Genomic DNA, 23,084 nt, shown 5'->3' with positions numbered 1-23,084 from the left:
GCGGGCCGCTCAGGCGACCGGACCGTCGGCCCTGCCCAGCAGCACCCGCGCGCGGGCGGGAGCGGCGGCGACGCGGTCGACCCCGCCGTCCGCGCCCACCACGACCACGCGCTGCTCCAGGATCAGGTGGTCCTCGCCCACCTCGGCCACCGTGCCCTCGCAGCGCACGGTCTCCTCGGCGAAGACCAGCGCCTTGAAGGTGAAGTCGAGCTTCTGCACGAAGCACAGCGGGCCCAGCCAGTCCTGGATCTGCTCGACCAGCAGCGCCCCGAACACCTGCCCGTCCACCACCGGGCCGGGGACCTTCGCCGCCCTGACGAACTCCGGGTCGTAGTGCAGCCGGTACCAGTCCCACGTCGCGCCCGCGTAGGCGACCATGTCCGACAGGCCGATCCTGCGCTCCAGCGGCGGGAGCTCCTCGCCGACCCGGTGAACCGCCTGCGTCGTCACTTTCCCGCCTCCAGCGCCACGAAGATGATCGTCTCCTCGTTCTCGGCGAGGAGGCCGCCGTCCTGATCGGTGTACGTCGCCCGCGAGGCGATGATGAGCATCTCCGCGCCCGAGCGCGTCGTCTTCGCGGACGCGTCCGTGATCTCCCACGTGGCCGTGACGACGTCCTCGGGGCGGATCCGGCGGTGGAAGGTGTAGGAGTTGCCGCCGCGCACCTTGCGGGTGCCCGGGATCTCGATGCCCCACTCGTGGCCGGCGTAGCCGTCCGGCGGGATCGGCAGGTTCGCGTACTGGTTGGTCTCGCAGACCAGCGTCAGGGGGGCCGTCACCCCGCGCAGCCCCTGGGCCCTGGCGTACTCCGGATCGGAGTACAGCGGGTTGTGGTCGCCTATCGCCAGGCCGAAGTACCGGCCCGCGGCCGCGCCGAACTCCTCCGGCGCGGTGTAGACCTTCTTCCTGCCGACGAGCGCGCGTACCTCATCGGTGAGCAACGACATGGGACATCCTCGGGTGAGAGAGAACGACGAGCACCTCGTCCGGCGCTCGATATTATAAAGTCAGACATATATTGTCCAGGACTCTCACCCGCCGCCCGGCTCACTCCTCCCGGTAGGCGCCCCGGATGTTGACCAGATGCACGCGCATGGCCTCGCTGGCGCCCTCGGCGTCACCCGCGGCGATGCGCTCGGCGATCTCCGCGTGCTCCTGGTCGACCATCTCCCAGAACCCGTCGTGCGTCACCGGCGAGGGCTTGAGGAACCGGGTGCGCAGCACGTGGAACACCGGCTCGGTCATCATCGCCAGCAGGCCGTTTCCGGTCGCCTGCATGATGACGTCGTGGAAGTGCTGGTGCTCGCGGAACTTCATGCTGCGGCCCCGCGTCCGCGTCTCCCGCTCCATGGCCGCGCGCAGCGCGTCGAGGTGGTGCTGCTCCCGCCGCCGGGCGGCCAGCGCGGTGGCCGGAACCTCCAGCAGCTCCCGCGCCTCCAGGATGGCCGGCAGCGGCAGCGCCGCCGAGCCGGACATCAGGCCGATGCCGACCTCGAGGTAGTCGCTGATCTGGTCGGGGTCGACGCTGGAGACGAACGTGCCGCCGGTGGTGCCCCGCGAGGTCTTGACCAGCCCCTGCGACGCCAGCACGCGCAGCGCCTCGCGCACCGTGCTGCGGCTCACCCCGAAGTTCCCGCCGATCTCGCTCTCCGGGGGGAGCCTGTCCCCGGGCGCCAGCGAGCCGTCGAGGATCAGCTCGCGCAGCTGGTCGGCGACCTGCTGGTACGCGGGGCGCAACCGGGTGACCGGAAGGACGGCCGGATCCGAGGAGCCGACGGTCTTGCGGTTAGCACTGGACACTCTGCCCTGCCTCCGTGATCAGCCAAAACATCGGACGTCGAAAACGCAACCGCCCGGAAACCTCCGGAGCGGAGAAACATCTTCGCACGAAGGCGCGGACCCGGAACGCCCCCGCGACCGCGCGAGCGCGTACGGGGGCGCGAGATCCGGAATACCAAAGGTAAGATGTTTCTAGCACGTTTCGTCGCCCGACGGCCATCACCACGGGGCCGAGGACCCGCCGGCGCGGGGTTCCACACGCCGCGGCCCGCGGGGGCACACCGGATTCTAACCCGGCGAGGCGGGGGCGCCGGGCACGCGGACGCACGGCGCCGCGCGCCTCAGGCGGCCGGGTGCGGCGCGAACGAGCCGTAGCCGCCCCGGTAGAACAGCAGCGGGTCGCCGTCGCCGGCGTCCAGGACCAGCACCCGGCCGACGACGATGTGGTGGTCGCCCGCGTCGTGGACCTGCTCGGTGACGCAGTCGATCCAGGCGGCCGCGCCGTCGATGACCGGGTTGCCGGCGGGCGAGGGGCGCCAGCCGATGTCGTGGAACTTGTCGGTCTTGCGGGTCGCGACGGCGCGGCAGACGTCCTCCTGGTCGGCGGAGAGGACGTTCACGCAGAACCGGTCGCCCGACGCGCGCAGCGCGCGCCACGAGCTGGAGCCCTTGTCGGGCAGGAACGCCACCAGCGGCGGATCGAGCGAGACCGAGGTGAACGATCCCACCACCATGCCGATGGCGGTGCCGGTCTCGTCGAGCGCGGTCACCACGACGACGCCGGTGGGGTACCGGCCCAGCACCTGCCGGAAGCGGGACGACTCGACGGTTCCTGCCCCCTGGACGGTCAGTGGCATGACGGGAACTCCTCCCTGTAGCGATCGCTACAGAGCTTGCCACGCGTGACCCGTGGTGACAAGCGTCCCTTCTCCTAAAAATCCCGACGGACGTGTCGAAAATTGCTCAATCGGACGTGACGGCCTGCTCGACGATGGCCACCACGACCTCGACGAACTCGTCGGGATCCAGGGCGTCGTCGATCTGGTGGGCGAAGAGGAGACCGTCGGTGGCGGCCAGCACGATGTGCGCCAGGTCCCGCGCCAGCTCCGGCCGGCGGGCCCGCAGCCCGGCGTCGAAGTAGGAGGTGAACCAGGCGGCGATGCTGCTGGCCACCTCGTCGCGGGTGGCCAGGAAGTACTGCCGCGCCTCCGGCTCGACCTCCCGCGCCTCCAGCAGCAGCATCTGGCCGATCCGCAGGAAGTCGGGCGTCTGCGGCAGGGAGCGCACCGAGCGCGAGAGGATCGCGCGCAGCCCCTCGGCCAGCGGGCGCTCGTCGCGCGGGTCGCGCTCCCAGCGCGGCTGGCTGGAGATCCACTGCTCGAAGCCGTGCCGGATGACCTCGGCGATCAGGTGGTCCTTGTCCCGGAAGAACCAGTAGACCGAGCTGGCCGGCAGCCCGGACCGCTTGGTGACCTTGGAGATGGTGGTGCCCTCGTAGCCGCTCTCGGCGGCGATCTCGGCCGCGGCCCGGAGGATCCGGACGCGCGACACCTCGCGGTCGGCCGGCCGCGTGCCGGGGGTCCGCGCGCCGCTCACGCCGCCTCCTTCAGCCAGGTCCGGGCCTGGGCGTACACGCCGTCGGCGATCAGGTCGACCAGCCGGTCCAGGCGCCAGCCGCGGTCGGAGCGCACACCCAGGTAGAGGCCGTCCATGACCATGAGGTGGAACCGCGCCATCCGCCCGGCGACCAGGCTCCGGCGGTCGGGGTCGCCGTCCGCGAGCACCTGCTCCCACCACTCCTGGATCGCGCTCCTGGTGTCGGCGCGCACCTGCAGGTAGCGGCGGCGCGCGGTCGGCTCCTGCTGCCGGTTGAGCAGCCCGAGCATGAGGCCCAGCCGCCAGAACTCGGGGCTGACGACGATGGCGCGCGAGGCGCGGTGCAGCCGGTCGCGGATCTCCTCGGCCGGGTCGGCGATGCCCACCCGGTCCTGCCAGGTCGGGGCGGTCTCGCGCCACCGGCGGTAGCTGTGCTCGAGGGTCTCGGCCAGCAGCTCGTCCTTGTTGCGGAAGTGCCAGTAGACCGAGCTGGGCGGCAGCCCGGTCGCCTCGGTGACCAGGGCGATCGAGGTGCCGTCGTAGCCCCGCTCGGCCGCGATGGCCAGGGTGGCGTCCAGGATCCGCAGCCTTGACTCCTCGCCCTGCTGGTGGCGTCGCGCCGTCTTCCTCATCCGTGCATGTCTCCCCTGGCCGTCCGATCGCACCAGAAATTCTGCCGCACCGGGTCTTGTGTCGGTCATCACATCGTGGGTACCGTCACAGCGCGTCTCTGTAGCGATCGCTCCATTCACTGTAGTGATCAATACGGACCGTTCGGAACGGAGAAGAACATGTCATCCCCTCGCAGCGCCTTCCTTCGGCGACGGCTGATCACCCCCCTCCTCATCGCCACGGCGGCCGCGCTCACCGCGACGGCCTGCGGGTCGAGCGGCTCGGGGGTGAACGCGGCGGACGCCGAGAGCCAGGCCGCCGAACTGGTGAAGGTCCTCGGCATCCAGGACGGGACCGACCTCGGCCCGCAGGTGCGGTTCAAGCTCGGCGCGGCGCTCACCCTCTCGGGCCCGTCCGCGGCCAACGGGGAGTCGATGCGCAACGCCATCGAACTCGGCGTCGAGCAGATCAAGGCGGCCGGCGGGCCCGCCATCGAGCTCAGCGTGAAGGACATCAAGGGCCCCGACCCGGTCGCCGCCAAGCAGGCGGCCTCGGAACTCGCCTCCGAGGGCGTCCCCGCGAAGATCACCTCCATGGGCGACGGGCTCGGCGCGATGCTCGCCGACACCGACAAGGACCGGATCCTCAGCCTGGACGGCGTGGGCGGCGCGCAGGTCTTCACCCGCGGCGCCGAGTACTTCTACGGCACCCGCGAGGTCGCGCCCTCCGACGCGGCGCCCGGCGCCCTGGAGTGGTTCAAGCGCGCCCACCCCGAGGGCCGGACGGTGGGACTCGTCGGCGTCGACCTCGGCCCGCTCAACCAGGCCATCCAGGCCGACATGAAGGCCAAGATCGAGGCCTCGGGCCTGACCTTCAACGGCCTGTGGGAGACGGTCACGCCGACCTCCCAGGACTACGCGAACATGATCGCGAAGGTGAAGGAGAACGAGCCCGACCTGCTCTGGGTCGCCTTCGGCGGCGCCGCCCCCGGCGCGTTCGCCGCCCAGGCGAAGTCCGCGGGCATCAGCAGCCGGCTCGTCGGTATCGAGTTCACCGAGGAGGCCGTCAAGGCGTCCAAGGGCGTGTTCGAGACCGACGGCTTCACGTTCGCCATGGACTACTTCGACGCCTCCGCCCCGGCGAACCCGCTGGCGAAGCTCTTCGTCGACGCCTACAAGAAGGCGTACGGCGCCGAGCCCGACTTCTACGCCGCCAACGCCTACGAAGAGACCCTCATGGTGTGGGACCTGATCCGCCGCGTCACCGCCGACGGCGGCGACCCGAATGACAGCGCCCTGCTGAAGGCCGCACTGGAGAAGAACCCGGAGTTCGCCTCCGTCTACGGCGGCGACGCCGCCACGGTCGGCTCCCTGGAGATCGACACGAAGACGCACAGCGTCTCCCGCCGCCCGATGGGCGTGTTCGAGTACAAGGCCGGCAAGGTCACCCCGCTGGCCGCCTACGACATCGGCGGTCAGGACTTCCGCCTCGCGGACTGACCGGCGTCCGAAGCCGGAGGGGGCGGCCCGCGCGGGCCGCCCCCGTCCCTCGATTCCGGAGGATCCATGCACGACCTGCTCGCCGCCGACTTCGGGCAGCTGACCGCCAACGGCCTGACCCGCGGCGTCTTCTACGCCGCGCTCGGCGCGGGGCTCGCCCTCGTCATCGGGGTCACCACCCGTTTCCACTTCGCCTACGCCCTCACCTACACCGTCGCCCCCTACGCCGCCTACTGGGTCATGGACGCCCTCGGCGTGCCGTTCTGGCCGGCGGCGCTGATCGGCCTCGCCACCGCGGTCGCGGTGAGCGTCCTGCTCGAACTCGGCGTCTACGAACCCGTCGCCCGCCGCGCCGCCGACCGCGCCATGCTCGCCGTGCTGGTGACCTCGATCGGCGTCAGCACCGCGGGCATCGCCCTGCTCCAGCTGGAGCTCGGGACCAGCAGCCTGCCGTTCTACGGGCCCGAGGTCGTCCTGCACGAGCTCGGTCCGGTGCGGATCTCCGGCCTGGAGGCCGGGCAGCTCGCCACCTGCCTGCTGCTCGTCCTGTCCATCGCCGCCTTCCTGGCGTTCACGCCGCTCGGCCGCTCGGTCAAGGCGGTCCGCAGCAACCCGGGCCTGGCCGCCGTCCTGGGGATCAGCGTGCGCCGTGTCAACCTCACGTGCTTCGCGATCGCCGGGCTCGTCTCCGGCGCGTGCGCGCTCTGGTACGGCCTGCTCTACACCGTCCAGCCGACGATGGGCGACACGACGGTCATCTACGGCTTCGTGGTCGCCTTCCTCGCCGGCACCCGCTCCTCGCCGCTGCGCGCCCTGCCCGTCGGCGTCGGGCTGGGGCTGCTGGAGCAGTGGGCGTCGATCTGGCTGTCGCTCCAGTGGACGCAGACCGCGGTCTTCACCGTCCTCGCCGGCTACCTCGCCTTCCTCGCCGGCAAGGGACGCATGCCCCGGCTCCGGCCCCACCGACCCGCTCCGCTGCAGAAGGCATGACGCCATGTGGATCAACTATCTGGACCAGGCGCTGCTCCTCGCGGCGCTCGCCGTCACCGTCAACCTGCTCGTCGGCTACGCCGGGCAGGTCTCCGTCGCCCACGCCGCCTTCGCCGGCGTCGGCGGCTACACCATCTGCTTCCTGTCCGGCGTGCACGGCTGGCCCTACCTCGCCTCGCTCGGCGTCGCCGTGCTCGTCGCGACGGCGTTCGGCGTCGTCATCGGCCTGATCGCGCTCGGGCTGCCCGAGGAGTTCCTCATCCTGATGACGCTGGCGTTCTCACTGGCGATCATCGGCATCTTCGCGACCTTCGACGCCCTCGGCGGCGTCATGGGGCTCACCGGCGTCACCGGGCTGCGCCTGTTCGGACTGGCGCTCGACACCCCGCGCGACTGGCTCGTCCCCTCGGCGGCGGTCCTCGTCCTGGTGTACGCGCTCTGCCGGCGGCTCGGCGAGTCGCCCTACGGGCGGGTGCTCAAGGGCGTCCGCGAGGACGCGGTCGCCACCCGGGCGCTGGGCAAGAACACCTTCGGCTACAAGATCGGCGTCTTCGCGCTCACCAGCGGCACGGCCGGGCTCGTCGGCGGCCTCTACTCCGGCTGGCTCGGCCAGGCGACGCCGTCGGCGTTCGGGTTCCCGCTGGCGATGGCGGTCTTCGCCATGGTGATCGTCGGCGGCAGCGCCAACCTGCTCGGGTCGGTCGTCGCGGGCGTCGGGCTCACCATGATCGAGCCGGCGCTGCGCGAGGGGCTCGGCGTGCAGAGCAGCCAGGCGGCGCTGCTGCAGCTGGTCCTGTACGGCGCGCTGCTGGTCGTCGTCATGATCGCCCGCCCGCAGGGGTTGTTCGCCGAACGCTTCCACCGCCTCGCCCCGTCCCCCGCCGGGGACGGCCCGCACACCGCGGCACGGGAGCCGCGCGCGGTCGGGGACGGGCCGCGCGCGGTGGTCGCGCCGCGGCCGGGGCCGCCCGCCCCACCCGTCTCCTACGAGGACGCCGAGGTCGTGCTGCGCGCGCGAGGGCTGTCCAAGCGCTTCGGCGGCATCACCGCCGCCAGGAACATCGACCTGGAGCTGCGGCGCGGCACCATCACCGCACTGGTCGGACCGAACGGGGCGGGCAAGACCACCGCGTTCAACCTGCTCACCGGCACCGTCGTGCCCGACACCGGCTCGGTCCTGCTGAACGGCGTCGAGCTGGTCGGGACGCGGCCGGACCTGGTCGTCCGGGCCGGGCTGGTCCGCACCTTCCAGGACGTGCGCCTGCTGGGCCGGCTGACCTGCCTGGAGAACGTCATGCTGGCCGTGCCGGACCAGGACGGGGAGCGGATCGGCCGCCTGCTGCGGCCCGGCGTCGCGCGGGCCGACCGGGAGGTCGCGGCGCGGGCGCTGGAGTGGCTCGACTTCGTCGGCCTCGCCGACCGGGCCGAGACCCCCGCCGACGCGCTGTCCTACGGCCAGTCGAAGCTGGTCTCGCTGGCCCGCGCGCTGGCCACCCGCGCCGACGTGCTGCTGCTCGACGAGCCCGCCTCGGGCGTCGACGCCGCCTGGGTCGACACCATGCTCCAGATGGTCGCCGCCGTCCGCGCCGAGGGCCGCACCATCTGCCTGGTCGAGCACAACCTGGACGTGGTGCGCGAGCTCGCCGACCACGCCTGCTTCATGGAGCTCGGCGAGATCACCGCGTCGGGCACCGTCGCCGAGCTGACCGGCTCCGCGCGGCTCGCCGACGCCTACTTCGGCGCCCAGTGACGGGCACGGGAACGAGGAGGACACCGATGGACGCACCGGCCGAGCCGCTGCTCGACGTGCGGGACCTGACCGCGGGATACGGCCGCAAGCAAGTGCTGCACGGCATCGACCTGCGGGTCGACGAGGGCGAGATCGTGACGCTGATGGGCCACAACGGCGCCGGCAAGACCACCGCGATCAGGAGCGTGCTCGGCGCGCTCCGCCCCCGGTCCGGCACCGTCCGCGTCTCGGGCCGCGACACCGCCCGCGCCCCGGTCCGCAGGGCCGTCGCCGCGGGCGTCGCCATGATCCCCTCCGAGCGGTTCGTCTTCCCCGACCTCTCGGTCCACGACAACCTCCTGCTCGGCGCGGCCAACGCCCCGTCCGGCTCCGACGCCGCCGAGCGCATGGCCGCCGTCGGGCGCCTCTTCCCCGTCCTCGAGGAGCGGGCGAGGCAGCCGGCCGGGTCGATGTCCGGCGGCCAGCAGCGCATGGTCAGCCTCGGCATGGCCCTGATGGCACGCCCCCGCCTCCTGCTCCTGGACGAGCCGTCCCTGGGCCTGGCCCCCGCGGTGGTCGAGACCATCTTCGGCACCCTGCGCGCCCTGGCCGACGACGAGCGCCTCGGCATCCTCCTCCTGGAGCAGAACGTCAAGCAGGCCCTGCAGATCGCCGACCGCGCCTACGTCATGCGCTCGGGCCGGATCATCCTCGAGGAGACCGCCGAGCAGATGCGCCTCCGCCCCGACTTCTGGGACCTCTTCTGACTCCGCGCCCGCACCGCACCGCGTCCCGGGCCCGGGGCTTCACCGAAGCCCCGGGCCCTCGCACGCGCCGCCCCGGGAACGGTCCGGCGCGTCAGTCTCTTGGGCGTCGAAGCAGCCCTTGAAGTAGCCGTCCCTGTATTCCACGCCGGTGAAGTGGCCGGGGTCATCCGGGATCAGCACCGTGACGCGTCGGGGCATGCGGGTGACCCTAACGCGGTGAAGGCCCCGGGCGATCGCCTCGGGGCCTTTCTCCGGGTGGGTTCAGCGGAAGGTGTGCTCCATCTCGCCGATGCCCTCCACCCAGGTGCGCAGCGTCTCGCCGGGTCGCAGGAAGCGCTGCGGGTCCATGCCGTAGCCCACGCCGTCGGGGGTTCCGGTGAAGATGACGTCGCCGGGCCTCAGGGTGATGACCTCGGCGAGCTCGGCGATGGTGCGGGGGATGGAGAAGAGGAGCTTGGAGGTGCGGCCGTCCTGGACGGTCTCGCCGTCGATGGCGCAGCCCAGCGCCAGGTCGTCGCGGTCGGGGACCTCGTCGAGGGTGACGAGCCAGGGGCCGGTCGGGGCGAAGCCCGGGTAGGACTTGGCGAAGCCGAACTGCGGGGACTGGCCGGTGAACTGGAGGATCCGCTCGGAGAGGTCCTGGCCGACCGACAGGCCCGCCACGTGGTCCCAGGCCTCGGCCTCGGTGATCCTGTGCGCCGTCCTGCCGATGACGGCGACGACCTCGACCTCCCAGTCGGTGTGGCCGCCCTCGGGGAGGGCGATCTCGCCGTGGGGGCCGGTGAGCGACGAGGCGAACTTGGTGAAGACCGGCGGGAGGTCCTTGGGCGGCTCGAAGCCGGTCTCGGTCGCGTGGTCGGCGTAGTTCAGGCCGATCGCCACGATCTGCGAGGGGGCCGGCGACGGCGGGCCGAGCAGCGCCCGGTCGAGCTCCACGTCGGAGACGGGGTCGGCGGTCGCGGCCCAGGCGGTGAACTCCGGCCAGGCGTCGTAGACGCTCTGGAGGCCGGGGCCGAAGCGCCCGCCGGAGGCGGTGGCGATGTCCGCGGCCCTGTCGTCCGCCAGGACGAGGACGGCGCGGCCGGCGTGGTTGGCGATGCGCATGGTGTGTCTTTCCCTAGATCCGGCCGTCGATCAGGCCCAGGAGCAGCCTCTCGAAGGTCTCGGGGTGCTCGATCTGGGTCCAGTGCCCACATCTGCCGATGACGTAGAGGTTCGCGTTGGGCAGCGAGTCGGCGAAGTACCGGCTGGCGGCGACCGGGATGATCCGGTCGTCCCGGCCGTGGACGCACAGCACCTCGTGGGTGATGGCCGCCAGCTCCTCCGGGGTGAAGAAGCGGCGGCCCCCGTCCGGGTCGAACGACGCCTCGTGCGACCGGCGGACGTCCTCGCGGGTCACGTAGGCCATGCGCTCCTTCACGACGCGGTCGACGGTGTCGCGCAGGGGCGCGAGGTCGTGCACGAACTCGGTCAGCAGGCCCTCCAGCGACTCCGCGCTCGGGTCGGCGTAGAACTCGCGCAGGTGGGCGAGGCCGGGGCTGACCGGCAGGTTCGGGGCGCCGCCGCTGCCCATGAGCAGGATCTTGCCGACCAGCTCCGGGCGGGCCAGCGTCATGAGGACGGCGAGCTGGCCGCCCATGGAGTTGCCGACCAGGTGGACCCTGCGCAGGCCCAGCTCGTCGGCGAGCGCCAGCAGCGCCTCGGCGCGCAGCTCGTTGAACGGGCCCATCCCGCGCGGCGGGTCGAGCGGGTGCGCGGAGTCGCCGAAGCCGATCTGGTCGGGCGCCAGGCACCAGAAGCGGTGCCCGAGGTCGGCGATGATCCGCTCCCAGTTCGACAGCCCGGTGGCGCCGGGTCCGGAACCGTGCAGGAACAGCACGGCCTCGGTCCCGCGCTCCCCCGTCTCGTGCAGCCGGAAGGTCAGCTCCCGCCCGCGCACGGAGACCGCGACGTCGGAGGAGGTGATGGCGGATGCCGTGTTCACAGGTGCACCACCGCGAGTTCTTCGGCGCCGAGGTGGCGGCCGGCCCAGGCCTTGGCCAGGGGGTCGTCGAACAGGAAGGCGTGGCTGCTCGCGGCCACCGCGTCCTGGAACCGGGTCTGGAGCGGGTGGTCGACGAAGGCCGAGCGGCCGGAGGAGACGCGCATGAGGGACTGGACGGCGTCGGTCGCGGCGTTGGCCGCGCGGGCGACGTCCCACCGCCAGAAGGCGCGCTGCTCCAGGGTGGGGATCTCGTGCCGTCCGGCGTGCTCCATCAGCTCGTCGGCGGCGCGCTTGACCTTGAGGACGGCGGCGTCGAGCTGCCAGGCGGCCTCGGCGAGGTGGTTCTGCACCTGGTGCTCCTCGCGGAGCAGCTGGCCGTAGTTGGTGCGGCGGGTGCGGGTCTCGGCGACCCACCGGTCGTAGAAGCCGAGGCACGCGCCGACGGCCCCGGCCGCGATGATGAGGTTGAAGGTGACGGCCCAGGGGGTGCGGTAGAGCGGGCCGTCGTTGAGCTCCTGGCCGGGCAGCGGGGTGCCGAGGCCGTGGGTGTACAGGACGTGCGACTGGCCGCGGTGCTCGGGCACGAAGACGTCGTCGACGACGATGTCGTTCGAGCCGGTGCCGCGCAGCCCCGCGACGTTCCAGGTGTCCTCGATCCGGTAGTCGGCGCGGTCGAGGATCACCGAGGTGAAGTCGGGGTACTCCGTGCCGTTCACCTCGCGCCGCCCGGCGATGCCGCCGAGGATGACGCCGTCGCAGATGCCCGAGCCGGAGGAGAAGCTCCAGCGGCCGGAGACCCGGTAGCCGCCGGGCGCCTTCTCGACCCTGCCGGTCGGGGTGTAGGAGGAGGCCAGCCTGCGCGCCGGGTCCTCGCCCCAGATCTCGGCCTGCGTCTCCTCGGGGAAGAGGGCGATCTGCCACGGGTGCACGCCCACGACGGAGGCGACCCACCCGGCGGAGGCCGAGGCGCGGCCGATCTCGATCACGGTCTCGGCGTACTCGGCGAGGTGCGCCTCGCCGCCGCCCCAGCGGGCGGGCTGGAGCGCCCGCAGCACCCCGGTCGCGTCCAGCGCCGCGACGGCCTCGTCGGTGAGCCGGCCCTGGGCCGCGCTCGGGGCGTCGGCCGCGGCGAGGGCGGGCGCCGCCGCCCGCGCCTTTTCGATCATGCTCATGTCGGTTCCCCCTCTCAGTTCCCGCTCGCGACGAAGTCCCGGAGGATCTCCTGGAAGCGGGACGCCTGCTCGATCTGGGTCCAGTGGCCGCACCTGTTGATGACGTAGAGGTCGGCCTGCGGCAGGTGCTCGGCCAGGTAGTAACTGCACTCGATCGGCACGATGACGTCCTGGCGGCCGTGCACGACCAGCGTCGGCATGTCGATCTTCGCCAGGTCCTCCGGGGTGAAGCTGAGCATCTCCGGGCCGAACATGGCGCGGTGCCCCGCCTCGATCCAGGGGCGCCGGACGATCTCCATGCGCTCGGCCGCCACCTCCTCCACCCGGGCGCCGAAGGCGTTCTTGTCGTGGACGAACTGGATGAGCAGCTCGGCCATCGCCTCGACGGTGGGGTCGTCGAAGTAGGTGATCAGCTTGATCAGCCCGGGGGTCGGCTCCAGGCCGGGCATGCCGCCCGAGCCCATGAGCACGATCCGCTCCACCAGCTCGGGGCGGAGCTGGGCGATGCGCAGGGAGTACATCCCGCCCATGGAGTTGCCGACCAGGACGACCTTCTCCAGGCCCAGCGCGTCGACGAGCTCCAGCAGCGCCGCGATGCGGACCTCGGCCTGGGCCGCGAAGCCCTGCGGCTGCGGGTCGGGGTGGCTGGAGTCGCCGAAGCCCAGGATGTCGGGGGCGACGCAGTGGAACGTGTCGCCGAGCCCCTCGACGACCTCCCGCCAGTTGGACGCGGCGGTCACACCCGGTCCGGAGCCGTGCAGGAACAGCAGGGCGGGACGGCCGGGCTCACCGGTCTGGATGACCCGCAGGTGGCGGCCTCCGCTGATCGCGACGTCCTCGACGCGCATGGTCGTCGTGGTCACCGGTCCGCCTCCGTGGTCTCGTTCGCGTCCGCGGTCCCGATCTCGCGGAAGATCCCGGGCGGGCCGTCGAGGTAGGCCTGGGAGCGGTGGTGCCCCCAGATCGACGGCAGGTCGTGGGTGCCCGCCACCCAGGTGAGGTCGTCGACCGTCATGCCGCCGTGGCCGTACTCGATCTGCATCGAGGACGGCGTCTGCACGTAGACGGAGGTCATCAGGTCGTTGGTGTGCCGGCCGAGCGAGAGCAGGATCTCCCGGTCGGGGTCGGCGCTGAACAGGTCGATCGCGGTGCCCAGGTCGTCGAACGACTCGACCTCCAGCATCAGGTGGTTGATGCCGGTCACGCCGGGGATCTCGGCGACCGCCAGCGAGTGGTGGCGGCCGTTGCAGTGGTAGAAGCGCAGGTTGAAGATGTCGCTCTTCACCCGGTCGGACAGGCGGAAGCCCAGCGTCCCGGCGAAGAACGCGTCGGCGCGCGCCAGGTCCGGCACGATGAGCACGATGTGGCCGAGCCCCTGGTCGCCGGTGACGAAGCGGCCGCGCATGGGACGGCCGGGGAAGAAGGAGTTGGGGTGGGAGTACCGGCCCCAGACCAGCTCGTGGCGGTTGCCGAACGGGTCGGCGAACCAGTACAGCTCGGCGACCTGCCGCTCCTTGAGCTCCGCCTCGGTGCCGGCGTGCAGCTCCAGGCCCTTGGCGCGCAGCTCGGCCGCGTACTCGTGCAGCCGCGTCTCGTTGTGGCAGGCCCAGCCGACGTACCGCAGCTCGTCCTGCTCGGCGGGGTGGACGGCCACGCGGTATCCCGCGTCGTCGACCTTGATCCGGACCGCGCCGTCCGGGCCGTCCTCGGCGACGACCGCGCCGAGCAGCCGGGTGGCGTAGTCGCGCCACTCCTGGAACGCGGGCGAGGCGATGCCCAGGTAGGCGAGTTGGGTGATCACAGCATGACCTCCGGGGCGGAAGAGTCGAGGAGCTCGGCGCCGTAGAACCGGCCGACGCCGTCGGAGACGAGGAACGCGTGGCCGAGTTCGGCGATCACGTCCTGGTAGAGGCGGTGCATCGGGTGGTCGACGAAGACCGTCCGGCCGGAGGCGACCCGCATCAGCTTGTTGACCGCGAAGCCGACCTCCTGGCAGCCCTTGGTGATGTTCCAGCGCATCCGGGCGCGCTCGCGGCGCTCGAGGAAGACGCCGGCCTCGGCCGCGTCGGTGATCGTGTCGATCGCGTCGTACATCTTCTTGACCGCCGCGTCGTGGATCCACTCGGCCTCGGCCAGGTGCATCTGCATGAGGGGGTCGTCGGCGTAGGTGCCGCCCCAGTTGGCCTTGCGGACGGCGGTGTCGGCGGTCCAGTCGTCGAGGAAGCGGCGGCCGAGGCCGAGCATCGGCGCGACGAGGACGAGGTTGAACATGACCGCCCACGGCAGCCGGTAGAGGGCGCCGGGGTTGGTCTCCATGCCGGGCGCGGGCCGCTCGGGGTTGTACTCGTGCAGCGGGCTGGACAGGAAGCGGCGTTCGGGGATGAAGGCGTCGGCGACGACGATGTCCTTGCTGCCGGTGCCGCGGGAGCCGCGCACGTGCCAGGTGTCCTCGATGGCGTACTGGTCGCGGTGCAGCAGCGCGGAGCCGTAGTTGGGGACCTCGACGCCCGGCGCGACCTCGACCTTCCCGGCGAAGCCGCCGAGGATGACGCCCTGCGCGTGGTCGCAGCCGGAGGAGAACGACCAGCGGCCGGAGACCTTGTAGCCGCCGGGGACTGGCTCGATCTTTCCGGTGGGGGCGTAGGAGGAGGAGGCGTTCCAGTCCGGGTCGGCCTCCCACACCTCGGCCTGGGTCTCCTCGGGGAAGAGCGAGATCTGCCACGGGTGGGAGCCCATGACGCCGGCCACCCAGCCCGCCGACGGGGCGATCCGGCCCAGCTCGTAGACGCTGGTGAGGTGCTCGCGCAGGGACAGTTCGGCACCGCCCCAGCGCTTGGGCTGGAGGCCGCGCATCAGCCCGGTCTCCTTCAGGCGGGTGAAGGTCCGGTCGGTCAGCGAACGCTGCCCGGCCGCCAGCTCCTCCTCGGCGCGCAGCTCGGTTTCGAGCCGGCGGATCTCGTCCAGGACGGTCATCGGCGTCAGTTCCTTCGGGGTGAGACGTGAGCACCAGTGCGTGACGTGGATCTCTGTAGCAGTCACTACACGGAACCGTAGAGCGATCACTCCAGAGAACGCAAGGGGTTCGGCCAGAAATCTGTGACTGCTACCACAAAGTTCTCCACCACCCGCGAAGGGTTGCCAACAGGGGGTGACCAGTGCCACAGTTCCTCCTGTAGTGATCGCTACATGGAGGAGTCTTCGTGCCGCACATCCGCCCCTGGGACCCGAGCCTGACCTCGTCGCTGGCCGGAGTCGGCCCCGGCCCGAGCGCCCGCGACCGGCGGCTCGCACTGCGCGCCGCGCTGGCCGGCGCCGCCGCCCGCCCGGTCCGGCGCCTCCGGCCGCTGGTGCTGCCCGGCGCGACCGACGCCCTGGGCGCCCGGCTCGTGGAGGAGGCCGGGTTCACCGCCGTCTACGCCACCGGCGCCGGGCTCGCCAACGCCGGATACGGCCTGCCCGACCTCGGGCTGATCTCCCAGACCGAGGTCGCCGACCACGCCGGGCGGCTCTGCGAGGCGGTGCGGATCCCGCTGGTCTGCGACGCCGACACCGGCTACGGCGGCCCCCTCGCGGCGATGCGCACCGTCCGGCTGCTGGAGCGCGCCGGGGTGGCCGGGCTCCAGCTGGAGGACCAGGAGGCGCCCAAGCGCTGCGGCCACTTCGACGCCCACACGCTGATCCCGCCCGGCCACATGCAGACCAAGATCGCCGCGGCCTGCGAGGCGCGCGCCGACGACGCGCTGGTGATCATCGCGCGCACCGACGCCCGGTCGGCGCACGGGATCGACGAGGCGATCGGGCGCGGCCGCGCCTACGTCGAGGCCGGGGCCGACGTGCTCTTCATCGAGGCGCCCCGGACCGTCGACGAGCTCGCCCTGGTCGGCCGCGAGCTGGCCGGGACCCCGCTGGTCGTCAACGTCGTGGAGGGCGGCAAGACGCCCCAGCTCACCCTCGCGGAGTACGCCGAGCTGGGCTTCGGCGTCGTGCTGTTCGCCAACTACCTGATGCGCTCGATGCACCTGGCCGGGCGCGAGGCGCTGGCGCACCTGCGCGAGCACGGCGAGACCGCCTCGCGCGCCGACCGGATGGTGAGCTGGTCGGAGCGCCAGAGCCTGTTCAACCTGCCGGCGTTCAGCGCCGCCGAGACGGCGCTCGACCAGGAGCTGGGGAAGATCAAGTGAGCGGGATCCCCGGCCTGCCCGTCATGGCCGAGCCGCCCGAGAGGGCCGGCGTGCTCGTCCTCGGCGCGGGTCTCGCCGGTTGCGCGGCACTGCTGGCCGCCGCCGAGGCCGGGCGGTACGCCGTGCTGCTGGAGAAGACCGATGACATCGGCGGCTCCACGGTGAGATCAGCGGGCCTGTCCGCCTTCGCCGGTACCGACGAGCAGGCCGAGCAGGGCATCACCGACTCCGTCGAGCTGCTCCGCAAGGACCTCCTCGAAGTCGGCCGCCACCGCAACGACCCCGCGCTCGTCGACCTCTACTGCGAACACCAGCTCGCGGCCTACCGCTGGCTGAAGGCGCACGGCGTGCGGTACGGCGAGATCCACGCCGCCTCGGGCCAGACCGCTCCGCGCAGCCACCCCACCGACACCACCCGCATGCTCGTCCAGCTGCTCAAGGCCGCCGGCGAGCTCGGCGCCCGCATCGTGTTCGACGCCCCGGCCGAACGGCTGCTGCACGACGGCACCCGGGTGACCGGCGTCCTCCTCGCCGACGGCCGCGAGATCCTCGCCGACGCGGTGGTGCTCGGCACCGGCGGCTTCTCCATGAACCCCGAGCTGCTGGCCGCCTTCGCGCCGCAGATGGAGCACGCGCTGCGCCAAGGCGGCGCGGGCAACCAGGGCGACGGCCTGAAGATGGCGATGGCGCTCGGCGCCGGGCTCCGCGACACCCCCTACATCAAGGGCACCTACGGGCACTTCCACACCGAGCACCCCGACGAGGACGGCACCGGGATCCTCGCCGTCTACAAGGGCGCCATCGCCGTCAACCGGGAGGGCCGGCGCTTCGTCGACGAGTCGCGCAACTACAAGGAGATCGGCGACGCCGCGCTCGTCCAGCCCGGCGTGACCACCTGGCAGGTCTTCGACGCCCGGACGATGGCCCTGTCCAACGACGAGGTGCCGATCTACGAGTTCGCGGGCCGGGAACGTGCCGGGATGCTGCTCAAAGCCGACACGATCGCCGGTCTCGAGGCCGCGATCGGACTGCCGGAGGGCTCCTTGCAGGAGACCGTCGCGCAGTACAACGCGGCGATCGCCGACGGGACGCCCGACCCGCTCGGCCGCGCCCGCCTCTCCGGCGGCGTCGGGGAGCCGACGCCGGTCGACCGGCCGCCGTTCTACGCCCACCCGTCGGGGACCGTCGTGCTCGCCACGTACTGCGGGCTCACCGTCGACACCCGGATGCGGGTCCTGGACTGGTGGGGCGAGCCGATCGAACGGCTCTACGCCGCGGGCGAGATCGTCGGCGGCTTCCACGGTGCCGGCTACATGACCGGCACCTCCATCGGCAAGTCCGGCGTCTTCGGGCGCCTCGCCGGCACGCACGCGGCGGCGGAGGAGAGTGAGCTGGAGTGGTGAACGCGCTGTTCGACCTGTCGGGCAAGGTGGCGCTGGTCATCGGCGCCGCGGCCGGAGGGCTCGGCGAGCGGGCCGCCCGGACGCTGGCCGAGGCGGGGGCGGTCGTCGCCGTCGCGGACCTGGCCACGCGTGGCGAGGACCTGGCCGCCACCGCGCGGACCTGCTGGACCGGCGGGCACCGGGCCATGGAGAACCAGGCCAGCGAGCACCGGGTCGACGTGACCGACGAGAGGTCGGTGGCCGCCCTCTTCGAGAACGTCGCCGCCGCCCACGGGCGGATCGACATCGTCGTCAACGCCGCCGGGATCATGCTGCGCAAGCCCTACGACGAGACCTCGCTCCAGGAGTTCGAGCAGGTGGTGCGGGTCAACCTGACCGGGACCTGGCTCGTCGGCCGCGAAGCGGGCAAGACCCTCACCCGGCAGGGCCGGGGCGGCCGGATCGTCAACCTCACCACCGTGTACGCCGAGCGGGTCGGACCGGTCCCCGAGTCCGCCTACTACGCCGCCAAGGCCGGGGTCGTGAACGTGACACGGGCACTGGCCGCCGAGCTCGGCCCGCACGGGATCACCGTCAACTGCCTGGCGCCCGGCGTCTTCTACCCGACCCAGATGACGGCCGCCCTCGGCGAGCGGCCCGACCGGCTGAAGTGGTTCGCCGAACGCACCATGCTCGGCCGCCTCGGCGACCCCGACGCCGACTTCGCCGGACCCCTGCTCCTGATGGCGGGCCCCGCCTCGGCGTACATGACCGGCCAGGTCGTGTACATCGACGGCGGCTGGTCCGCCTGGTAGCCCCTTCCACCCCGATTCACCGAGGACGGTTCGTGATGACCACCAAGAAGGCACTGCTCATGCTCGACTACCAGGTCGCGCTCTGCGAGGAGGGTCCGCACCTGCGGATGCCCCCGCTGGCCGCGCAGGTCGCCGAACGCGGCGTGCTCGCCACGGCCGGGAAGGTCCTGGCCTCCGCCCGCGCGGCCGGGGTGTTCGTCGCCCACGTGCGGCTGGCCTTCGACCCCTCCTACCGGCTGCGCACCAACCGGCTCCCCCGCTTCGACCCCTACGAGGAGCAGCGCGCGATGCTCGCCGACTCCCCCGAGGCGCAGATCGTGCGGGCGCTCGCGCCCGTCGCGGGCGAGCCCGTGATCGACAAGGGCTGCGTCGACCCGTTCGTCGGCACCCCGCTGCGCGACGTCCTGGCCGCCGAAGGCGTCACCGAGGTGGTCCTCGGCGGCGTCGCCACCAACCTGGTCGTCGAGTCGGCCGCCCGGCACGCCTCGGACTCCGGGCTTCAGGTGATCGTCGTGGAGGACATGTGCGCCTCCTTCCGCGCCGACTTCCACGCGTTCTCCGTCGCGAACATGCTGCCGCTGTTCGGCTCCGTGACCAGCTCCGCCGACCTCCACTTCTGAAGGGGACCCGTTCCATGACCGAGCAGACCCACCGCTATGACGTCGTCGTGGTCGGCGGCGGCGTCGCGGGGCTTTCGGCCGCGGTCTCGGCGGCCGAGAAGGGCGCGCGCGTCGCCGTCCTCGAACGCTCCACCGAGGCCGAGACCGGCGGCAACACCCGCTACACCGAGGCGTTCCTCCGGATGAAGTCACTGGAGGAGGTCGCGGACGGCTTCGAGGACGTCCTCGTCGACGACTTCATGGGCCACCCCGACCCGTCGCTCGTCAACGACGCGGCGCTCCCTCCTCACCGGCGGAGCCCGCTCTACCGGGCCACCCACACCATCGACCCGGACTACGTGTCCACGCTGGCCGAGCAGGCGCCCGGGGCCCTGGCCTGGATGAACGGCCACGGTGTCCGCTTCGACTTCGTGCCGACCCCCTTCCTCACCCGGTCGACGACACGGATGGCCCCGGTCGGCGGCGGCCTCGCCCTCGTCGAGGCCATGGGCAAGGCGGCCCGCGGGCTCGGCGTGGAGTTCCACTTCGAGACCACCGCCCGGCGGCTCGCCTTCTCCGAACGCGGCATCAACGGCGTGTTCGCCCACACCCCGGACGGTCCCGCCGTCTTCGAGGGGGCGGTCGTGCTCGCCAGCGGCGGCTACCAGGGCAACTTCGAGCTGATGGCCCGCTACCACGGCGACAGGGCGCTGACCTGCCGGCCGGTCGCCAAGGGCGGCAACCACAACAAGGGCGAGGGGCTGGAGATGGCGCTGGCGCTCGGCGCGGCCACCGCCGGGAACTTCGCGCTCTTCCACGCCGAGCCGGTCGACCCGCGCAGCGGCGAGGCCGAGGCGGCGATCTTCTGCTTCCCCTACGGGGTGCTGGTCAACGCCGAGGGGCTGCGGTTCGTCGACGAGGCGCGCGGCACCGTCGACGCCTGGTACGAGCGGACCACCCGCGCCGTCCAGGACCAGCCCGGCGGGATCGCCTGGGTGATCCTCGACCAGCGGGGCCTGGCGGTGCCGAACCTGTCGGCGGGCATCCGCACCGACCTGCCGCCGGTCACCGGCGCGACGATCGGGGAGCTCGCGGAGCGGCTGGAACTCCCGGTCGCGGCGGTGGAGGCGACCGTCGCCGCCTACAACGCGGCCTGCCCCGACCCGTCCGGATTCGACCATTCCCGGCCCGACGGGCTCGCGACGGCCGGGCTCCTCCCGCCGAAGTCGAACTGGAGCCTGCCTCTCACCGAAGGCCCGTTCGCGGCCTACCCGGTCATGGCGGCGAACGTCTTCACCTTCGGCGGGCTCAAGACCACGCCGGACGCCGAGGTCGTCGACCGCGACGGCCGCCCGATGACCGGCCTGTACGCCGCCGGGGAGCTGACCGGCCTGTACTACTCCAACTACACCGGCTCCACCTCGGTGCTGCGCGGCGCCACGTTCGGCCGGATCGCCGGGGCGAACGCCGCGGCCCTGGCGAAGGGGGCGTGAACGTGCGGATCTGGCACCAGTCGTTCACCGTCCTGGACGACGTCCCGCACTACCGTGACGCGCTGGCCCGCCACCTGCGGGCGCAGGCGGCTCCCGGCACCGAGATCGACTTCCACGGGATGAAGCCGGGCACCTACCCGTCGGACTACCCCGGCACCCACATCGGCTACGCCTACCTCGCCGGACTGCACCGCGAGCAGTTCGTGCACGCGGCGCTGCGGGCTCAGGACGAAGGCTACGACGCCTTCCTGATCGCCACCATCCCCGACACCGCGTACGAAGAGGTGCGGACGGTCGTCGACATCCCGGTCGTCGCGTTCGGGCAGACCTCGGTGCTGATGGCCGGGGCGCTGGGCGACCGCGTCGGGATCGTCAACTTCATCGCGGCGCTGGAGCCCCAGTTGCGCCGGAACCTGCGCAACTACCGGCTCGACGCGCTGGTGGGACCGATCGTCCAGGTCGAGGCGGAGTTCACCGACGTCATGGCGGCGTACGCCGACCCGGAGCCGCTGCTGGCGGCGTTCACCCGTGCAGCGCGGCGGGCGATCGCGGACGGCGCGAACGTGATCGTCCCCGGCGAGGGGCCGCTCAACGTGTTCCTCGCCGACCAGGGCGTCTCCCGGGTCGATGACGTGCCGGTGCTCGACTCCCTCGGCACCTGCGTCCGGGTCGCCGAGCTGCGTGCGGCGCAGTTCCAGGCCACCGGGCTGATGCCCTCGCGCGCCGGTTTCTACGGGGCGCAGCCGCCCCGCCCGCTGATCGACGCGGCCCGCGCCTTCTACGGCACGGACGGGACGCTGTCATGAGCGGCTGGGATTCGGAAGTCGACGTCGCGGTCGTCGGCGGCGGTGCCTGCGGGGTGATGACCGCCCTGCGCGCGGCGCGGAACCCCGGACTCGTCGTGGCCGTCTTCGAGAAGTCCACCCGCGACGGGTGCAACGCGGCGATCTCCTCGGGCTCGCTCGCCGCCGGAGGCACCCGCTTCCAGGCCGCCGCCGGGATCGAGGACTCGCCCCGGCGGCACGCCGACGACATTCTCGCGGCCAGTGGAGACGAGGAGTGGCGGCCCGTCGTCGAGGCGCTCTGCGCGGCGGCGCCGGAGTTCGTCGAGTGGATCGCCGACACCGGCTATCCCGTCGAGATCGGTGCGGACATGCCGCGGGCCGGGATGTCCGCGCCCCGCCTGCACACCGACACCGGACGGCTGGGCGGCGGGCGGCTCATGCGCCACCTGCGCGCACTGCTGGACGGCCACGACAACGTCGCCTTCGTCGACGAGGCGCCCGTCGTCGGCCTCGTGGTCGAGGGCGGGGAGGTCACCGGCGTCGTCGTCATGCAGAACGGCGCGGCGCAGCGGGTGCGCGCGCAGACCGTGGTGCTCGCCTCCGACGGCTTCGCGGGCAGTCCCACGCTGGTCGAAGAGCACCTGTCCCACCTCGGGGCGCCGTTCTACGGCGGGGTCTCCAGCGCCACCGGCGACGCGCTCGCCTGGGTGCTCCCCCTGGGGGCGCGGCTGCGGAACATGGGGGCGGGCCTGCGCTCGGGCCTGGTCGTCGTCGGTCACGGCACCCGGGTCTCCCCCGCTCTGCCGTTCAACGGCGCGGTCCTGGTGAACCTCGCCGGGGAGCGGTTCGTCGACGAGGAGTCCAAGGGCTACTCGTCGATGGCCGGGATCCTCCAGGGGCAGCCCGGTGAACGCGCCGCTCTGATCTGGGACGCCACCGCGATGGCCGCCACCCGCGAGTCGGAGATGATGCGCGAGTCCCTCGCCGCGGGCGCCGTCCGCGACCATCCCTCCCTGGAGGGGCTGGCGGCGGACCTGGGCCGCACGGCCGAGGAGACCGAACGCCTCCTGGCCCCGCTGCCCGGCCGCCGCGCCCTCACCGCCCCCTACCACCTCGCATGGGTCACCCACGGCCTGCTCGCCTCCCAAGGCGGCGTCGTCACCGACCCGTCCGGCCGCGTCCTGGACGCCTCCGGCGCGCCGATCCCCCGCCTGTACGCCGGTGGAGGCACCGCCTGCGGCCTCGCGGGCCCCCACTCCGACGGCTACCTCTCCGGCAACGGCCTCCTGTCCGCCTTCGGCATGGGCTGGATCATCGGCAACGGCCTCGCCGCCGGCACGGGGTGACGGCTGCGGGATCAGCCGCCGAAGGGGATGTCTCCGAGGTCGACGAAGGGGTGCTTCTCGTGGCACTTCTTGGCCGCGTTCCGGAAGTCCGCGTCCCCGCCGGTGAACTTCGTGAAGTCGAACCCGTCCGGCCCCGGGTCGGGGACGTCGTGACCCGCGTCCCGCATGCACTGGGCGAACCGCACCATTTTCGCCCTGGTCTCGGTGTCCGGGCTGCGCAGCCCCTTCACGAGGTCCTCGTCGGCGCGGTCGCCGCCGCCGCAGCCGGTCGCCAGGCCCAGTGCCAGCAGGAGCACGGCGGCCAGTCCGGTCTTTCGCATGGTTCCTCCCGTTCGTTCCGACGGGAACGAGCCTC

25 protein-coding genes are annotated in these 23,084 nt (G+C 72.4%); 11 read left to right on the top strand and 14 right to left on the bottom strand.

Annotated elements, in window-relative coordinates; all coding sequences use genetic code 11:
* Positions 1-9: 9 nt before the first annotated feature.
* The 6 genes from ABD140_RS15380 to ABD140_RS15355 form a co-directional block, all read right to left on the bottom strand.
* A complete protein-coding gene (locus ABD140_RS15380; protein ID WP_344241223.1) occupies positions 10-450 on the bottom strand; it encodes a MaoC/PaaZ C-terminal domain-containing protein in 441 nt (146 codons plus the stop codon).
* Positions 447-947 carry an FAS1-like dehydratase domain-containing protein gene (locus tag ABD140_RS15375; RefSeq protein ID WP_344241222.1) on the bottom strand — a complete coding sequence of 167 codons (501 nt, stop codon included), beginning with the start codon at positions 945-947 and terminating at the stop codon, positions 447-449. The genes ABD140_RS15380 and ABD140_RS15375 overlap by 4 nt, the downstream gene beginning before the upstream one ends.
* A 100-nt stretch (positions 948-1,047) precedes the next feature.
* Positions 1,048-1,800 carry a FadR/GntR family transcriptional regulator gene (locus ABD140_RS15370; RefSeq protein ID WP_344241220.1) on the bottom strand — a complete coding sequence of 251 codons (753 nt, stop codon included), beginning with the start codon at positions 1,798-1,800 and terminating at the stop codon, positions 1,048-1,050.
* Positions 1,801-2,120: 320 nt separating this feature from the next.
* Entirely contained in the window at positions 2,121-2,636 is a 516-nt protein-coding gene (locus ABD140_RS15365) for a flavin reductase family protein (RefSeq protein ID WP_344241218.1), read from the bottom strand.
* Between the two features lie 106 nt (positions 2,637-2,742).
* Complete coding sequence (locus ABD140_RS15360) at positions 2,743-3,375, bottom strand: TetR/AcrR family transcriptional regulator (protein WP_344241216.1); 633 nt, start codon at positions 3,373-3,375, stop codon at positions 2,743-2,745.
* Complete coding sequence (locus tag ABD140_RS15355; protein ID WP_344241214.1) at positions 3,372-4,007, bottom strand: TetR/AcrR family transcriptional regulator; 636 nt, start codon at positions 4,005-4,007, stop codon at positions 3,372-3,374. Before ABD140_RS15355 ends, ABD140_RS15360 begins: the two co-directional genes overlap by 4 nt.
* A 159-nt stretch (positions 4,008-4,166) precedes the next feature.
* On the opposite strand from ABD140_RS15355, the gene ABD140_RS15350 reads away from it, so the two are divergent.
* From ABD140_RS15350 to ABD140_RS15335, 4 genes are all read left to right on the top strand, one after another.
* Positions 4,167-5,486: an ABC transporter substrate-binding protein gene (locus ABD140_RS15350; protein ID WP_344241212.1), complete on the top strand. Its 1,320-nt coding sequence runs from the start codon at positions 4,167-4,169 to the stop codon at positions 5,484-5,486.
* A 66-nt stretch (positions 5,487-5,552) separates the two neighbouring features.
* Positions 5,553-6,476: a branched-chain amino acid ABC transporter permease gene (locus ABD140_RS15345; protein WP_344241210.1), complete on the top strand. Its 924-nt coding sequence runs from the start codon at positions 5,553-5,555 to the stop codon at positions 6,474-6,476.
* Between the two features lie 4 nt (positions 6,477-6,480).
* Positions 6,481-8,226: a branched-chain amino acid ABC transporter ATP-binding protein/permease gene (locus ABD140_RS15340; protein WP_344241208.1), complete on the top strand. Its 1,746-nt coding sequence runs from the start codon at positions 6,481-6,483 to the stop codon at positions 8,224-8,226.
* A 26-nt stretch (positions 8,227-8,252) separates the two neighbouring features.
* The gene (locus ABD140_RS15335) at positions 8,253-8,972 is read left to right on the top strand and encodes an ABC transporter ATP-binding protein (RefSeq protein WP_344241206.1); all 720 of its coding nucleotides are present in this window, start codon (positions 8,253-8,255) and stop codon (positions 8,970-8,972) included.
* A gap of 39 nt (positions 8,973-9,011) precedes the next feature.
* Here ABD140_RS15335 and ABD140_RS15330 read toward each other — a convergent pair whose 3' ends face one another.
* The 7 genes from ABD140_RS15330 to ABD140_RS15300 all read right to left on the bottom strand — a co-directional run bounded on the left by ABD140_RS15330 (position 9,012) and on the right by ABD140_RS15300 (position 15,167).
* Positions 9,012-9,170, bottom strand: a complete 159-nt coding sequence (locus ABD140_RS15330) for a hypothetical protein (RefSeq protein ID WP_344241204.1) — start codon at positions 9,168-9,170, stop codon at positions 9,012-9,014.
* Between the two features lie 63 nt (positions 9,171-9,233).
* Positions 9,234-10,076, bottom strand: a complete 843-nt coding sequence (locus ABD140_RS15325) for a fumarylacetoacetate hydrolase family protein (protein WP_344241202.1) — start codon at positions 10,074-10,076, stop codon at positions 9,234-9,236.
* 13 nt (positions 10,077-10,089) lie between these two features.
* Positions 10,090-10,956 (bottom strand): alpha/beta fold hydrolase, encoded by an 867-nt coding sequence (locus ABD140_RS15320; RefSeq protein WP_344241200.1) that lies wholly within the window; start codon positions 10,954-10,956, stop codon positions 10,090-10,092.
* Complete coding sequence (locus ABD140_RS15315; protein ID WP_344241198.1) at positions 10,953-12,128, bottom strand: acyl-CoA dehydrogenase family protein; 1,176 nt, start codon at positions 12,126-12,128, stop codon at positions 10,953-10,955. The genes ABD140_RS15320 and ABD140_RS15315 overlap by 4 nt, the downstream gene beginning before the upstream one ends.
* 14 nt (positions 12,129-12,142) lie before the next feature.
* Positions 12,143-12,991: an alpha/beta fold hydrolase gene (locus ABD140_RS15310; protein WP_344241196.1), complete on the bottom strand. Its 849-nt coding sequence runs from the start codon at positions 12,989-12,991 to the stop codon at positions 12,143-12,145.
* Positions 12,988-13,929: a VOC family protein gene (locus ABD140_RS15305; RefSeq protein ID WP_344241194.1), complete on the bottom strand. Its 942-nt coding sequence runs from the start codon at positions 13,927-13,929 to the stop codon at positions 12,988-12,990. The genes ABD140_RS15310 and ABD140_RS15305 overlap by 4 nt, the downstream gene beginning before the upstream one ends.
* On the bottom strand, positions 13,926-15,167 hold the full coding sequence (locus tag ABD140_RS15300; RefSeq protein WP_344241192.1) for an acyl-CoA dehydrogenase family protein: 1,242 nt from the start codon (positions 15,165-15,167) through the stop codon (positions 13,926-13,928). The genes ABD140_RS15305 and ABD140_RS15300 overlap by 4 nt, the downstream gene beginning before the upstream one ends.
* Before the next feature lie 161 nt (positions 15,168-15,328).
* Between ABD140_RS15300 and ABD140_RS15295 the strand changes: the two genes are divergently transcribed.
* The 7 genes from ABD140_RS15295 to ABD140_RS15265 are packed head-to-tail and all read left to right on the top strand — an operon-like array spanning position 15,329 to position 22,729.
* Entirely contained in the window at positions 15,329-16,309 is a 981-nt protein-coding gene (locus tag ABD140_RS15295; protein ID WP_344241191.1) for an isocitrate lyase/PEP mutase family protein, read from the top strand.
* Positions 16,306-17,712, top strand: a complete 1,407-nt coding sequence (locus tag ABD140_RS15290) for an FAD-dependent oxidoreductase (RefSeq protein ID WP_344241190.1) — start codon at positions 16,306-16,308, stop codon at positions 17,710-17,712. The genes ABD140_RS15295 and ABD140_RS15290 overlap by 4 nt, the downstream gene beginning before the upstream one ends.
* Positions 17,706-18,506, top strand: coding sequence for an SDR family NAD(P)-dependent oxidoreductase (locus ABD140_RS15285; RefSeq protein ID WP_344241188.1), 801 nt, complete (start codon positions 17,706-17,708; stop codon positions 18,504-18,506). The genes ABD140_RS15290 and ABD140_RS15285 overlap by 7 nt, the downstream gene beginning before the upstream one ends.
* A gap of 35 nt (positions 18,507-18,541) precedes the next feature.
* The gene (locus ABD140_RS15280; RefSeq protein WP_344241186.1) at positions 18,542-19,126 is read left to right on the top strand and encodes a cysteine hydrolase family protein; all 585 of its coding nucleotides are present in this window, start codon (positions 18,542-18,544) and stop codon (positions 19,124-19,126) included.
* Positions 19,127-19,140: 14 nt separating this feature from the next.
* The gene (locus ABD140_RS15275; RefSeq protein ID WP_344241184.1) at positions 19,141-20,598 is read left to right on the top strand and encodes an FAD-dependent oxidoreductase; all 1,458 of its coding nucleotides are present in this window, start codon (positions 19,141-19,143) and stop codon (positions 20,596-20,598) included.
* Positions 20,595-21,404, top strand: coding sequence for an aspartate/glutamate racemase family protein (locus ABD140_RS15270; RefSeq protein WP_344241182.1), 810 nt, complete (start codon positions 20,595-20,597; stop codon positions 21,402-21,404). The genes ABD140_RS15275 and ABD140_RS15270 overlap by 4 nt, the downstream gene beginning before the upstream one ends.
* Positions 21,401-22,729, top strand: a complete 1,329-nt coding sequence (locus ABD140_RS15265) for an FAD-dependent oxidoreductase (protein ID WP_344241180.1) — start codon at positions 21,401-21,403, stop codon at positions 22,727-22,729. The genes ABD140_RS15270 and ABD140_RS15265 overlap by 4 nt, the downstream gene beginning before the upstream one ends.
* 11 nt (positions 22,730-22,740) lie before the next feature.
* Here ABD140_RS15265 and ABD140_RS15260 read toward each other — a convergent pair whose 3' ends face one another.
* The gene (locus tag ABD140_RS15260) at positions 22,741-23,049 is read right to left on the bottom strand and encodes a hypothetical protein (protein WP_344241179.1); all 309 of its coding nucleotides are present in this window, start codon (positions 23,047-23,049) and stop codon (positions 22,741-22,743) included.
* Between the last annotated feature and the right edge of the window lie 35 nt (positions 23,050-23,084).

This window comes from Actinocorallia libanotica (assembly GCF_039525175.1).
In the GTDB taxonomy this organism is placed as follows: domain Bacteria; phylum Actinomycetota; class Actinomycetes; order Streptosporangiales; family Streptosporangiaceae; genus Actinocorallia; species Actinocorallia libanotica.
Note: the sequence above shows the minus strand (reverse complement) of the source record. Positions and strands in the feature narration are given on the sequence as shown.

Coding starts and splice junctions, on each gene's coding strand:
- ABD140_RS15375 (WP_344241222.1), bottom strand. CDS start 947: ATGTCGTTGCTCACCGATGAGGTACGCGCGCTCGTCGGCAGGAAGAAG.
- ABD140_RS15365 (WP_344241218.1), bottom strand. CDS start 2,636: ATGCCACTGACCGTCCAGGGGGCAGGAACCGTCGAGTCGTCCCGCTTC.
- ABD140_RS15355 (WP_344241214.1), bottom strand. CDS start 4,007: ATGAGGAAGACGGCGCGACGCCACCAGCAGGGCGAGGAGTCAAGGCTG.
- ABD140_RS15350 (WP_344241212.1), top strand. CDS start 4,167: ATGTCATCCCCTCGCAGCGCCTTCCTTCGGCGACGGCTGATCACCCCC.
- ABD140_RS15345 (WP_344241210.1), top strand. CDS start 5,553: ATGCACGACCTGCTCGCCGCCGACTTCGGGCAGCTGACCGCCAACGGC.
- ABD140_RS15340 (WP_344241208.1), top strand. CDS start 6,481: ATGTGGATCAACTATCTGGACCAGGCGCTGCTCCTCGCGGCGCTCGCC.
- ABD140_RS15335 (WP_344241206.1), top strand. CDS start 8,253: ATGGACGCACCGGCCGAGCCGCTGCTCGACGTGCGGGACCTGACCGCG.
- ABD140_RS15330 (WP_344241204.1), bottom strand. CDS start 9,170: ATGCCCCGACGCGTCACGGTGCTGATCCCGGATGACCCCGGCCACTTC.
- ABD140_RS15325 (WP_344241202.1), bottom strand. CDS start 10,076: ATGCGCATCGCCAACCACGCCGGCCGCGCCGTCCTCGTCCTGGCGGAC.
- ABD140_RS15315 (WP_344241198.1), bottom strand. CDS start 12,128: ATGAGCATGATCGAAAAGGCGCGGGCGGCGGCGCCCGCCCTCGCCGCG.
- ABD140_RS15280 (WP_344241186.1), top strand. CDS start 18,542: ATGACCACCAAGAAGGCACTGCTCATGCTCGACTACCAGGTCGCGCTC.
- ABD140_RS15275 (WP_344241184.1), top strand. CDS start 19,141: ATGACCGAGCAGACCCACCGCTATGACGTCGTCGTGGTCGGCGGCGGC.
- ABD140_RS15265 (WP_344241180.1), top strand. CDS start 21,401: ATGAGCGGCTGGGATTCGGAAGTCGACGTCGCGGTCGTCGGCGGCGGT.
- ABD140_RS15260 (WP_344241179.1), bottom strand. CDS start 23,049: ATGCGAAAGACCGGACTGGCCGCCGTGCTCCTGCTGGCACTGGGCCTG.